10 protein-coding genes are annotated in these 12,291 nt (G+C 73.6%); 5 read left to right on the top strand and 5 right to left on the bottom strand.

The genetic code is table 11. The features are described 5' to 3' along the window. The first annotated feature begins 321 nt into the window (after nucleotides 1-321). A complete protein-coding gene (locus AB0F01_RS26605; RefSeq protein WP_362100661.1) occupies nucleotides 322-1,047 on the top strand; it encodes a TetR/AcrR family transcriptional regulator in 726 nt (241 codons plus the stop codon). Between the two features lie 306 nt (nucleotides 1,048-1,353). Further along, nucleotides 1,354-1,743, top strand: a complete 390-nt coding sequence (locus AB0F01_RS26600; RefSeq protein WP_362100658.1) for a MarR family transcriptional regulator — start codon at nucleotides 1,354-1,356, stop codon at nucleotides 1,741-1,743. Nucleotides 1,744-1,941: 198 nt separating this feature from the next. Here AB0F01_RS26600 and AB0F01_RS26595 read toward each other — a convergent pair whose 3' ends face one another. Together AB0F01_RS26595 and AB0F01_RS26590 are read right to left on the bottom strand one after the other, a co-directional pair. Continuing rightward, nucleotides 1,942-2,823 carry an SDR family oxidoreductase gene (locus tag AB0F01_RS26595; RefSeq protein WP_362100655.1) on the bottom strand — a complete coding sequence of 294 codons (882 nt, stop codon included), beginning with the start codon at nucleotides 2,821-2,823 and terminating at the stop codon, nucleotides 1,942-1,944. Nucleotides 2,824-2,986: 163 nt separating this feature from the next. Next, complete coding sequence (locus tag AB0F01_RS26590; protein ID WP_362100652.1) at nucleotides 2,987-4,210, bottom strand: MFS transporter; 1,224 nt, start codon at nucleotides 4,208-4,210, stop codon at nucleotides 2,987-2,989. 347 nt (nucleotides 4,211-4,557) lie between these two features. Between AB0F01_RS26590 and AB0F01_RS26585 the strand changes: the two genes are divergently transcribed. After that, entirely contained in the window at nucleotides 4,558-5,085 is a 528-nt protein-coding gene (locus tag AB0F01_RS26585) for a hypothetical protein (RefSeq protein ID WP_362100649.1), read from the top strand. Between the two features lie 174 nt (nucleotides 5,086-5,259). Further along, the gene (locus AB0F01_RS26580; protein ID WP_362100696.1) at nucleotides 5,260-5,901 is read left to right on the top strand and encodes a class F sortase; all 642 of its coding nucleotides are present in this window, start codon (nucleotides 5,260-5,262) and stop codon (nucleotides 5,899-5,901) included. Between the two features lie 495 nt (nucleotides 5,902-6,396). On the opposite strand, the gene AB0F01_RS26575 is transcribed toward AB0F01_RS26580, so the two are convergent. Beyond that, on the bottom strand, nucleotides 6,397-7,071 hold the full coding sequence (locus tag AB0F01_RS26575; RefSeq protein WP_362100646.1) for a phosphatase PAP2 family protein: 675 nt from the start codon (nucleotides 7,069-7,071) through the stop codon (nucleotides 6,397-6,399). A 274-nt stretch (nucleotides 7,072-7,345) separates the two neighbouring features. Here AB0F01_RS26575 and AB0F01_RS26570 point away from each other — a divergent pair, with 274 nt between their 5' ends. Then, nucleotides 7,346-8,407 (top strand): hypothetical protein, encoded by a 1,062-nt coding sequence (locus AB0F01_RS26570; protein ID WP_362100643.1) that lies wholly within the window; start codon nucleotides 7,346-7,348, stop codon nucleotides 8,405-8,407. Between the two features lie 212 nt (nucleotides 8,408-8,619). Here AB0F01_RS26570 and AB0F01_RS26565 read toward each other — a convergent pair whose 3' ends face one another. After that, complete coding sequence (locus AB0F01_RS26565; protein ID WP_362100640.1) at nucleotides 8,620-10,554, bottom strand: glycoside hydrolase family 15 protein; 1,935 nt, start codon at nucleotides 10,552-10,554, stop codon at nucleotides 8,620-8,622. 594 nt (nucleotides 10,555-11,148) lie between these two features. Next, nucleotides 11,149-12,282 (bottom strand): methyltransferase, encoded by a 1,134-nt coding sequence (locus AB0F01_RS26560; protein ID WP_362100693.1) that lies wholly within the window; start codon nucleotides 12,280-12,282, stop codon nucleotides 11,149-11,151. Between the last annotated feature and the right edge of the window lie 9 nt (nucleotides 12,283-12,291).

Here is a 12,291-nt window from a genome sequence, read left to right as displayed (position 1 = left end):
GCCACCCGCTACGACAAGACCGCCGAGTCCTACCAAGCAGCCGTCACCCTCGCATCGCTGCTGATGTGGGCGTGACATTTGACGACAACTCCTAGTCCGGACGACCACGACGGTGACCTAGGGGCACCTGCGTGAGCAGTGCTCTTTTGGGTGGGTGTGCTTGTCCTCAGTCGCTGGTTCGGTGGGGTGTCGCACGGGACGGCGCTATGACACGAGGTGGCCGGCGGGTGGGTTCGCTGAGGGTGGCGTACATCGCTCTCGTTCGAGTGCAGTGCTCTCGGTTGTGCACAGTGCTCTTCACGCGGTGTCACACTGTCCTGCATGAGTACGTCGACGCCACAAGGCGCCCGCGCCCGGGCCAGAATCGAGATCACCGCGGCCATCAAGGAGACGGCCCGAGCGCAGTTGGCCGCGGAGGGCGCCACCAAGCTGTCCCTGCGCGCCGTGGCCCGCGAACTCGGCATGGCCTCGTCCGCGTTGTACCGCTACTTCCCCAGCCGTGACGACCTGCTGACCGCGCTCATCATCGATGCCTACGACTCCATCGGTGAGGCGGCGGAGGCGGCCCACGCCGGGGCCGAGGACGCCGGGCCGGTGCGGCGCTGGACCGCGGTGTGCGAGGGCGTGCGCCGCTGGGCGCTCGCGCATCCGCACGAGTACGCGCTGATCTACGGCACCCCGGTCCCCGGCTACACGGCACCCAGGACCACCGTGGCGGCCGCGTCCCGGGTGGGACTGGTGCTCATCGGCATCCTCCGGGAAGCCCATCGGGGCCTCGGTCTGGCCAAGCCTTCCCTTCCCGCCGAACTGCGGCCCGAGGCGGAGCGGCTGGCCGCCGACCTCGCGCCCGATCTGCCGCCCGAGGTGGCCGTCGCCATGGTGGCGGCCTGGGCGCAGCTCTTCGGGCTGGTCGGGTTCGAGCTGTTCGGCCAGTTCAACCGCATCGTCGAGGACCGCGAGCGGTTCTTCCGGCATGCCGCCGGACAACTCGCCCACAGTGTCGGCCTGGTGTACAAGCAGCAGGGCGCGAGCAGGCACGGCGCCTGAACCTGCCCAGGTGGGTCGGCGGCGGGCTGACGCCGTGGTCCGGCCGGGCGTTCGGCCCGGCCGCACGTCGCGGGCCACAGCCGCCGCAGACCAGCACGCAGACCAGCACGCGGACTAGCAGACGCAGACCAGCACGCGGACCAGCAGGCGCGGACCCGCACCGGGAGCGGGACCACGGGGAGCGGGACGCGGACGACCACGCGACGCCGGGTGGCGACGGGCCGTCCCGCGTCCGGCGCAGCGACCGGCTGGATACGGACAAGTGTCCGCCCTGCAGGCCCGTACCCCTCTGCTACGGTGCGGGCCATGGCGGCGAAGCAGGCCGAACAGGCGCTCGTTCAACAATGGCGGGACATGCTGGCGCTGCATGCGCGCACCCACTGTGAACTCGACCGCGTGTTGCACGAACACCATTTGTGCGCCAGTGACTTCGAGGTGCTGGACATACTGGCCGAGGGTTCCGCCCGGAACCGCCGAACCCTCCGGATCCAGCAGATATCGGAACGGGTCCACCTCACCCAGAGCGCGCTGTCCCGTCTCATCGCACGGCTGGAGCGTGAAGGACTCGTCGACCGTGACGCGTGCCCTGAGGACCGCCGCGGGGTGCGGGTCTCGCTGACGGCGAAGGGCCGCGCGCTGCACGACGAGGTGCTCCCCGCCCAGCGCGCAGTCCTCGCCCGCATGCTCGCGACCTGACTCCGCCCACCGGCCCTGCGCCCTGCCCTCATGAGATCGGCTGCCGCAGCCCGACCCACCCCCTACGGCGGACCCCGGGCCCGACCTCTACGGCGGACTCAGGGCTGGCCCGACCCCTACGGCGGCCCCGCGCCCGACCTACACGACGGCCCCGGGCCCGACCCGCACAGCGCCCCGGGCCCGACCCGCACGGCGGGCCTACGGCAGCGGCGTCCCCCCGGTGGCGTTGACGATCTCGGCGGTGATGAAGGACGCTTCCTGGGAGGCCAGGAAGACGTACGCCGGGGCCATCTCGGCGGGCTGCGCGGGCCGCCCGATGGGGGCCTGCTTGCCGAACTCGGTCGTGTCCGGGAGCGTCGCCGGGATCAGCGGCGTCCACACCGGGCCCGGAGCAACGGCGTTGACGCGGATGCCGCGCTCGATCAGCATCTGCGCCAGCCCTTGGGTGAACGTGACGATGGCGCCCTTGGTCGTCGCGTAGTCGAGCAGGTGCGGGCTGGGCTTGTAGGCCTGTACGGAGGCGGAGTTGATGATGCTGCCGCCCTCCGGGATGTGCTGCACGGCTTCCCTGCACAGCCAGAACATGCCGTAGAGGTTGGTCCGCACGACCCGGTCGAACTGCTCGGTGGTGATCGCCTCGATGCCGTCGGGCTGCGACATCTGGTACGCGGCGTTGTTGACCAGGATGTCGATCCGGCCGAACTCGGACACCGCCCGGTCGATCAGCGCGCGGCAGTTCTCCTCCTCGCGCACGTCGCACGGGACGGCCACGGCCCGCCGCCCGGCCTCCTCGATCCAGCGAGTGGTCTCGTCGGCCTCCTCCTTCTCGCTGTCCAGGTAGGTGAACAGCACGTCCGCCCCCTCCCGGGCGAACGCCAGGGCCACGGCCCGGCCGATGCCGGAATCCCCGCCGGTGATCACCGCCTTGCGGTCGGTGAGGCGCCCGGTGCCGCGGTACGAGTCCTCTCCGTGGTCCGGCGGCGGGTCCATGGGGCCGGTCCAACCGGGGTGCGGCTGGTCCTGGGCCGGGAAGTCGGGCGTCGGGTGCTGGTCGGTGGGGTTCTGCTGCTGCTCGCTCACAGTGCTGCTCCCTCTCCCTGGGTGGTCGGTCGGGCGGGCTACGGGCCGGGTGGGCGACGGGCCGGCCGGGGGCCGTGCGCCCTCACCGGGCGGGAGCCCGACGCGACGGAACTCGTTTCCAAACAGGCGTCGGACCTCGGGTACCCACCCGTCGGACCGCCGATCAGCCCACCCGGGGGACATCCCGTCGTGATGCACCCGCCCGGCGGGTCGCGAAGGCGATCACCGTGGCGACCGCGGCCAGCAGCGCCACGCTGGTGAGGGCGGACGGCAGACCGAACCAGTCGGCCATGAAGCCGATCGCCGGAGGGCCGAGGAGCATCCCGCCGTAGCCGAGCGTGGAGGCGGTGGCGACACCGCTGGGGCCGGCCAGCGCACCGGCCCGTTCGACGGCCACGGGGAACAGATTGGCCAGGCCGAGCCCGGTGACGGCGTAACCGGCGAGGGCGAGGCCCACCGAGGGGGCGAGCGCCCCGAGCAGCATGCCGAGGGCGGCGGTGCTGCCGCCCGCGACCAGGGTGGGGGTGCGGCCCAGGCGTTCCAGCAGGGTGGTGCCGCTGAGGCGTCCGACCGTCATGGCGAGGGCGAAGCAGGAGTAGCCGAGTGCCGCCGTGCCCGGCGAGGCTCCCAGGTCCTCCTCCAGGTGCAGGGCGCCCCAGTCCGCCAGCGCCCCTTCTCCGTAGGCCGTGCACAGCGCGATGAGCCCGAAGACGACGACCAGGGCCCGGGTGCGACCGTCGCGGCCGGACGGGGACTCCCCGGCGGGCCGGGCCGGCGGTGCCGCGACCGGCGGTTCGCAGCGCAGCAGCACCCGCCCGGCCACGGCGGTCACCGCCAACCCCACCAGGGCCAGCCCCCACAGGTGCACGGTGGGCGACAGGGACCCGGCGACCAGGGCGCCCACTCCCGCGCCCAGCATGCCACCGAGGCTGAACGCGGCATGGAAGCTGGGCATGACCGGCCGCCGCAGAGCGGTCACCAGGTCGACGGCGGCGCTGTTGAAGGCGACGCTGATCCCGCCGTACGCGGCGCCGAAGAGGAGCAGCACGGTGCCGAGCGCGAGGGCGGAGTGGGTGAGCGGCGGCAGGGCGATGCTCAGGGAGAGCAGGACGGCGCAGGCGACGGTCACGGGGTGGCTGCCGTAGCGGCGGCAGAGGCGGCCGGTCAGCATCATGGTGACCACGGCCCCGGCGGAGACCCCCAGCAGCGCGAGGCCGAGGTCGCTCGCGGAGGCGCCCGTCTGTGCCTTGATGGCGGGAATGCGTACCACCCAGCCGGCGAAGAGGAAGCCGTCGAGGGCGAAGAACGCGGTGAGGGCGACACGGAGGCGGACGAGGTCGGGACCCGGCGCGAGACGCTGCCGCCGGGTTTTGTTTATGAGCGGCACAAAGTCAGGCTACGGGCGCCCCGGGCGCGCGGGCAAGCGGCCGGCGGCCCTCTCGGAGCGGGTTGGAGAAGGGCAGAGCGGAGTGGAGGAGAAGGGTGGCGGTCTTCCACGACCGCAGGCGGAGGTCCGTCGCGGGACGTGTCCCGCGGCCCGCGAGTGCAAGGGGCAGCGCCGTCCGGCCCCCGGGTGGCGGCTGCCGGGTCCCCCCGGACGGGTGCGCCGTTCACCCGTGTGATCGTCCCGGATGGTGAGCGCGGACGGCCTGACTGACGGTGGTTCACGTCGAGGCCGGGTCCCTCGTACTGACGTGGAGTCAGCAGCCCGTCCGAGACGGAAGGAAAGTCCAGATGCGCTCTGCCCGCCTGGTGCTCGCCACCGCGACGGCCACCGCCGCCCTCGCGATCGCGGCGCCCGCAGCCTACGCCGACCACACGGGTGACTGGGAGCACGACAAGTCCTCCTCCACCAGCAAGGAGTACGACAAGGAGAGCAAGCACGAAAAGGGAGGCAAGCACGACGAGGAGAGCAAGCACGAGAAGCACGGCAAGTACAGCAAGCCGGAGGGCGGCATGCACACCGGCGGTGGCGCTCTCGCCGCGGTGAACGAAGGGGACTGGGGCAACGCCAAGGACCCGAAGCACGACCCGGAGACCTACAAGGGCAAGGACGGCGGCGACTCGCAGAGCGAGGAGTCCTGGAGCGGCAAGGACAAGGGCAAGGACTGGAAGCACGAGAAGCCGCGCGGTGGCATGCACACCGGTGGCGGCGGACTGGCCGAACCGGGCGTCAGCGCCGCCGGCCTGGCCGCACTGGCGGTCCTCGGCACGGGTGCCTACGCGCTGCGGCGCAAGAAGGCGTCCGGAAGCGTGGCGTGAGCCATGCCCGATGACATAGCAGCCGGGGTCGCCGCACGCGTGTCCAGCGCGTCGGCGGCCCCGCTCGCCCGTTCGCCCGATGTGTCCGCTGCCGTGTTCCAGTGAGGTGGTCTTCCGATGGCAGCCAGCCCCCTGTCCCCCCGCGCAAGCGACGAACGGCCGCCCAGACGCCGACTGCGCGCCGTGACGACTGCGGTGTTCTGGGGCACGGCTGCCCTGGTGCTGGCGGTGAGCCTGCTCGGCGGCCGGCAGAGTCCCCCCGACGACGCCCAAGTGCCGCACGCCCCGCCCGCCGTCTCCGCCACCGCCACCGCCACGGCCACCGCTCCCGAGCCGTCCGCGAGCGCCGAGGCGCCCAAGCATCTGCCGCCGTCGAAGCCGACCCGGCTGCGCATCCCCGACATCAAGGTCGACGCGCCCTTCACCGACCTCGCCATCGGCAAGGACGGCCGGCTCGAACCCCCGCCCGCCGACGACACCAACCTGGTCGGCTGGTTCGCGAAGGGTGTGTCCCCGGGGGAACTCGGCACGTCGATCATCGCCGGGCACGTGGACACCAAGACGTCCCCGGCCGTGTTCGCGCGTCTCGGCGAACTGGAGAAGGGGGACAAGTTCCAGGTGGTCCGGGCCGACGGGCGCACGGCCACCTTCGTGGTCGACGGCGCCGAGTCCTTCGACAAGGACGACTTCCCCGACGAACGGGTCTACGCCGACACCCCCGACGCCCAGGTCCGGCTCATCACCTGCTCGGGCGACTACGACCACTCCGCCAAGGACTACACCGAGAACCTGGTGGTCTTCGCCCACCTCGTGTGACGGCGCCGCGGACGGACGTCACGGTACTGCCCGGGAGCAACCTCGCCCCGGGCAGTACCCGTTTCCGCGGACGGCTCCCCGGACGGCTCCCCGCACGGCCCGTCTCCCGGCCCCCGGTCCGCCCGGCGCGTGCGCCCGGCCGCTCACCCGGAGGGCGGCGTCGCGGGTGCCGCGGCGGCGGCCACGGGAGGGGGACCGGCCGAGCCGGACGGAGGGAGCGCGAGGCATAGCGGGGGAGACGGGCCGGGGTGGGAGCCGGGCGGGGGAGCCGATCGGTGGAGCCAGCTGCCGGAGCCGGCCGGGGGAGCCGGCCGACCAGTGGAGCCGACCAGTGGAGCCGACGAGCGGAGCCTGGCTGGAGCCGACGGGCGGAGCCAGGTGCTGGAGTCATGGGCGGAACCGGGGACTGGAGCCATGCGGGGGCGGGTCGAATGCGGGGGCGGGGGACATGGGCCGGGGTCGGGAGGGCCGCCGGCGGTGTCCCGTGACGGTCGGTCAGCCCCGCGGCCCCGCCCACCGGAACCGCCGGGAGCCGAAGGACGCCGGGAGACGGGCCGAGGCCACGGCGAGTGCGGTGGCGGCGCTCGCGATGCCGAGGACGGCGCCGGCGGCGACGTCCCCCGGGTAGTGGACGCCCGTGTGCACGCGGGAGTAGCCGACCGCGCCCGCGAGCGCGCCGAGGGGGACCGAGGCGGCGGGCAGGACCGTGCCGACGGCGGTGGCGAACGCGACCGCCGATGCGGTGTGCCCGGACGGGAAGGACGCCGACGTCGGCATTTTCACGTGCCGGTCCACGGTCACCCGGGCGGCTTCCCGGTCCGGCCGGTCCCGGTGCACCAGCCGCTTGCCGAGCAGGTTGGCCGAGGCGGAGGCCACCGCGACGGCGCCGACGCCGGCCAGCGCGGCCCGGCGGGGGCGCGCACCGCTCAGGGCGAGGGCGCCCGCGATGGCGAAGGAGATCTTGGAGTGGTCGGCCGCGTGCGACAGCCGTCGCAGGGTCCGGTCGAGCGTGGGGGTGGGTGTGGCGGCGACCGCCGCGTACAGGGCGCCGTCCACCGCCCGGAGATCGCCGAGGACGGCGGAGGCGACCCGGCGCAGCCCGTCGGCGGGAGTGACGGGCCGGGTGAGCGGACGGGTGAGGTCCTGGTCGCCGGTGGTCGGCTCGCTCATCTGTGTCTCTCCCGTGGTGGCTGGCGGCTGTGAGCAGGGGGCGCGGACGGGGCCGCGCGCTCGGCGTACCCGAGCCGGGGGGCCGGGAATCACCAGGTGCCCACCGTACGCATGGTCCACACCGGCAGGACACCGCGCTGGTCGGCATACCCCTGCCCCGTACCCATTCGGTCGCGGATCCGACTTGACGTTATACCCCTAGGGGGTATGCACTCGAAGGGTGGAAGCCGGGGCCCGACGCGGACCCCGGCGCCGATCCCGAGGAGAGACGGCCATGAACACCGGACTGAGGATCACCGCCTTCGCCGCCGCTCTGGCCGCCGCCTTCACCACGGCCTACGGCGTCGGCCAGAGCCTGGACCCGGCGGTCGCGGAACGGCCCCCCGAGCACGACGCGGGACACGCCTCCGCCTCGCGCCACCCGGAGGGGGGCGACGGTGACGGCCACGGCGGTCACGGAACCGTCCCCGCCGGTGGACTGCACATCTCCGAGCGGGGCTACACCCTCGACCTGGACACGCCGCACGCGGAGGCCGGGGAACCGGCCGAACTGCGCTTCCGTGTCCGCGACGAGCAGGGCAGGACGGTCACCCGGTTCCGCCGCGAGCACGACAAGGAACTCCACCTCATCGTGGCCTCCCGCGACCTGCGGACCTACCGCCACCTGCACCTGGTCCGCTCCGGCGACGGCACCTGGACCACCACCGCGGACCTCCCACGGGCCGGTGCCTACCGGATCTTCGCCGACTTCACCCCGGCCCGGCAGGGCGCCCGCGGTCTCACCCTCGGCGCGGACCTCGCCGTCTCCGGCGCCTACCGCCCGCTCGCCCTCCCCGGCGCCCACAGCACCGCCCGCGTCGACGGCTACGAGGTCCGGCTGACCGGCACCCTGCGCCCGGGCCGGGCGAGCGAGCTGGAACTCACCGTCTCCCGGGACGGCAGGCCCGTCACCGACCTGCAGCCCTACCTCGGGGCGTACGGCCACCTGGTCGCGCTGCGCTCCGGCGACCTCGCCTACCTGCACGTCCATCCGAACGGCGAGCCCGGCGACGGCACGACGAGGCCCGGACCGGCGGTCTCCTTCACGGCCACCGCACCCAGCAGCGGCAGCTACCGCCTCTTCCTGGACTTCCGCCACGACGGCGTCGTGCGCACCGCGGCCTTCACGGTGCACGCGGGCACCCCGGACACCCGCACCGACACCCCCGCGGCCTCGCCCGACCCCGGCACCACGGACCCGGACGGCACGACCCCGGGGCACTCCGGGGATCCGGAACACTCCGGGAGTGACGCGCCGGGCGGGGACCACGACCCCGCCGACGGGCACGGCCACTGACCGGCAGGTTCCGCAACCGGGGCCACCGAGCCCGCCCCCGGGACCACCCGAGCCCGCCTTCGGGCGCCACCCGAGCCCGCCTTCGGGCGCCACATGGGAACACCGGGGCGCATCCCGGGACCACCGGAGCCCCCGGGCCTCCGCCGGCCGGCCCTGACGAGAGCGCTGTCGGCCTGCCCCCACGTGAGGGCCGGCGGCCGGGCCGCGGGCCGTCAGCCCAGCGCCCGGTCCAGGTTGAACGCGGCGCTGATCAGCGACAGGTGCGTGAACGCCTGCGGGAAGTTGCCCTGCTGCTCGCCGGTGTGACCGATCTGCTCGGCGTACAGGCCGAGATGGTTGGCGTAGGTCAGCATCTTCTCGAAGGCGAGGCTCGCCTCGTCCAGCCGCCCCGCCCGCGTCAGCGCCTCCACGTACCAGAACGAGCAGATGGAGAAGGTGCCCTCGCCGCCGCGCAGCCCGTCGGGGCTGAGGCCGGGGTCGTACCGGTACACCAGCGAGTCCGACACCAGGTCCTCGGTCAGCGAATCCAGGGTGCGCAGCCACTTCGGGTCGGTCGGCGCGATGAACTTGGTCAGCGGCATCATCAGGACCGAGGCGTCCAGCACCACCCCGTCCTCGTGCTGCACGAAAGCACCCTGCTGCTCCGACCAGCCGTGACTCATGATCCGCCGGTAGATCGTGTCCCGGCACGCCTGCCAGCGAGGCAGGTCGGCGGGCAGCCCCCGCCGGTGGGCCATGCGGATGGCGCGCTCGATCGCCACCCAGCACATCAGCCGCGAGTACAGGAACTTCCGGCGACCGCCCCGGGTCTCCCAGATCCCCTCGTCCGGCTGGTCCCAGTGCCCGCACACCCACTCCACCAGTGCGCAGACGTGGTCCCACTCCTCGCTGGAGACGGGTTCCGCCCACTTGTCGTACAGGTAGACCGAGTCGATCAGCGCGCCGTAGATGTCGAGCTGCAACTGCTCCGCGGCGGCGTTGCCGACCCGCACGGGGGCCGAGCCCAGGTGGCCCTCCAGGTGGCCGAGTTCGGTCTCGGTCAGGTCGGTGCGGCCGTCGATGCCGTACATGATCTGCAGCGGGCCGGACGGGTCGCCGTCCCCGGGGCTGATGTGCCGGGACACGAACCCCATGAAGGCCCTGGCCTCCTCCGAGAACCCCAGCCGCAGCAGCGCGTACACGCAGAACGCCGCGTCGCGCACCCAGACGTAGCGGTAGTCCCAGTTCCGTTCCCCGCCGATGTCCTCCGGCAGGCTGGTGGTCGGCGCGGCCACGATCGCCCCGGTCGGCGCGTAGGTGAGCAGCTTCAAGGTGAGGGCCGAGCGGTGCACCATCTCCCGCCAGCGGCCCCGGTACCGTGAGGAGGACAGCCAGCGCCGCCAGTAGCTCACCGTCGCGCCGAACGCGCTCTCCGCCTCCTCCCGGGCGCAGCCACGCGGCGTCACTCCCTCGGCCAGGTGGTCCAGGGCGAGGATCGCCGTGCCGCCTTCGGTGAGCCGGAACTCCCCCCGGACGTCGTCCCCGTCGGGCGTCAGGGGGACGGTCGAGGTGAGTCCGAGGGACAGGCGCTCGGACGCGAACACCGTCACGTCGCCGTGCGGGCGCACGGTGTGCGGCCGGGTGCCGTAGTCGAAGCGCGGCGCCACCCGGACCCGGAACGGCATGGTCCCGCGCACGCACAGCACCCGCCGGATCAGCCGGTGCCTGCCGATCTCGGCGGGGTCCTCCGAGACGGGCATGAAGTCCTGCACCTCACCCACGCCGTCGGCGGTGTAGAACCGGGTGATCAGTACGTTGGTGTCGGGGAAGTAGAACTGCTTCGTGCGGGCCGGCACTGCCGCCGCCAGCTCGAAGCAGCCGCCGCGGTCGGCGTCCAGTACGGCCGCGAACACGCTGGGCGCGTCGAAGGACGGGGAGCAGTACCAGTCGATGGTGCCGTCGATCGCCACCAGGGCCGCGGTGCGCAGATCGCCGATCAGTCCGTGGTCCGCGATCGGTACGTAGCGCCGGCCGTGGCCCCGCCCGTCCTGCCCGGACTCCCCATCGTGCCCGTCGGCCCCGTCCCTCCCGTGCTCCGCGGCGGGCCCGTGGCGTTCGGCGGCGCGATCGTCCCCGGCGGCCCCGTGTTCCCCGTCCGTTCCGCCCATCGCAGCCTCCCTGGCCCGGCGGCGTACTGTCGTCCTGCCTGCCAGCCTAGGGTCGCGGGCCGGACCCGGCCCGGTGTGCGGCGCTCACGCCACGACGGCCCGGAACCCCGCCTCCTCGAACGCGTGCAGCGCCTGTGCGGCCCGCCGCCGCGTCGGTGACCCGCGTCTCGACCGCCTCCGCCGGGCAGATCCGGGCGAACGCCCGGCGGCGCAGCCGGCTGGAGTCGGCGGCCATCCCCACCCGCCCCGCCCGCTCGCGCAGGTGCCGGTCGACCCACGGCCTCAGGCTCGACCCACGGCCTCAGGCTCGGGCCTCGGGCCCGTCGTGCGCGGCGGCACCGCGGGCGACGTCGTACGCGACGACCCCGAGCACGGTCACGAGCACGGTCACGAGCACCGTCACGACCGTAGGGATCTGTTGATGCACTGACCGGTCGATGTGTCGACAAGTCGTTCCGGCGTCGTGCCGGTGGTGTCCGCCCTGCCGGTCGTGCCTGCCCCGCCCCTCGCCGGTTGTGGTCGCCTGGGTTGCGGTCGCCTGGCCGTCGTGCCGGTCGTGCCGGTCGTGCCCGTTGTGGCCGTCATGGCGGCCGGTCACCGCCGGACGGCCCTGAGCACCACGAACTTCGGGTCGGACGCGACGACTTCGCTGCTGCCGAACAGCCGCCGGAGCCGTACGTGGTACCCCAGGTGCCGGTTGCCGACGACCCACAGTTCGCCGCCCGGCCGCAGCACCCGTCGGGCGTCCCCGAACATCCGCCGGGCCGTGGCGTCCGTGGTCGCCCGGTGGGAGTGGAACGGCGGATTGGTGAGCACCAGGTCGACGCTCCGGTCCGGCACGCCCGTCAGCCCGTCGCCGACCCGGAACTCCGCGTGCCCCGGCACGCCGTTCGCCCGGTAGGTGGCCTCGGCGGACGCCACGGCCTGGAACGACTCGTCCGTGAACAGCACTTCGGCCCGCGGCTGGGCGAGCGCCACCGCCGTGCCGACCACACCGTTGCCGCAGCCCAGGTCCACCACCCGGGCCCCCTCACCGGAGGCCGGGAGGTGCCGCAGGAAGAACCGGGTGCCGATGTCGAGGCGGTCCGCGCAGAACACCCCCGCGTGGTTGACGACCGGCCGGCCGGACACCGCGCCGATGTCCTCGGGCAGCGTGTAGCGGTACGGCCAGGGGTTGTCCGGCCGTTCCAGGGCCGGGTCCGGGGTGCACAGGATCAGCCGCGCCTTCTGCTCGGCGAGCGTGGTCCTGGTCGGGCCGAGGATCCGTTCGAACAGGCGCAGCGTGGAGGTGTGGATCTCCTTGACCATGCCGGTGCCGATCACCACCGTGTCCGCGTGCACCGCGGGGGCCAGCCGCAGCAGCTGGTCCTCCAGCAGGGCCAGGCTTTTGGGCACCCGCACGAGCAGCACGTCGATCCGGCCCGGTGGCGCGTCCTGCGTGGTGAGCAGCCGAACCGCACCGGGCTCCACCCCGTTGCGCGCCAGGTTGGCCCGGGTCGCCTGCTGTCCCAGCCAGGAGTCCGTGATCTGCGTCGGCCGGTGCGCCGCCAGCGCGGTGACCAGCGCGCCCCACCGGTCACCGAGCACCACGACGGTCCCCGACGGAGTGATCCCCTCCCGGTCCAGGTACCGCAGCAGATAGGCGTCGGAGGCGTCCCAGGCGCGCAGCCGGTCGCGCGGATCCTCGGGGAAGCGGGTCAGCGCCGGCGCACCCCACGGCGTCGTCATACGGTCGTC

Source organism: Streptomyces sp. NPDC029526, assembly GCF_040637405.1.
Lineage (GTDB): Bacteria > Actinomycetota > Actinomycetes > Streptomycetales > Streptomycetaceae > Streptomyces.
This window is presented reverse-complemented; position numbering and strand designations above follow the sequence as displayed.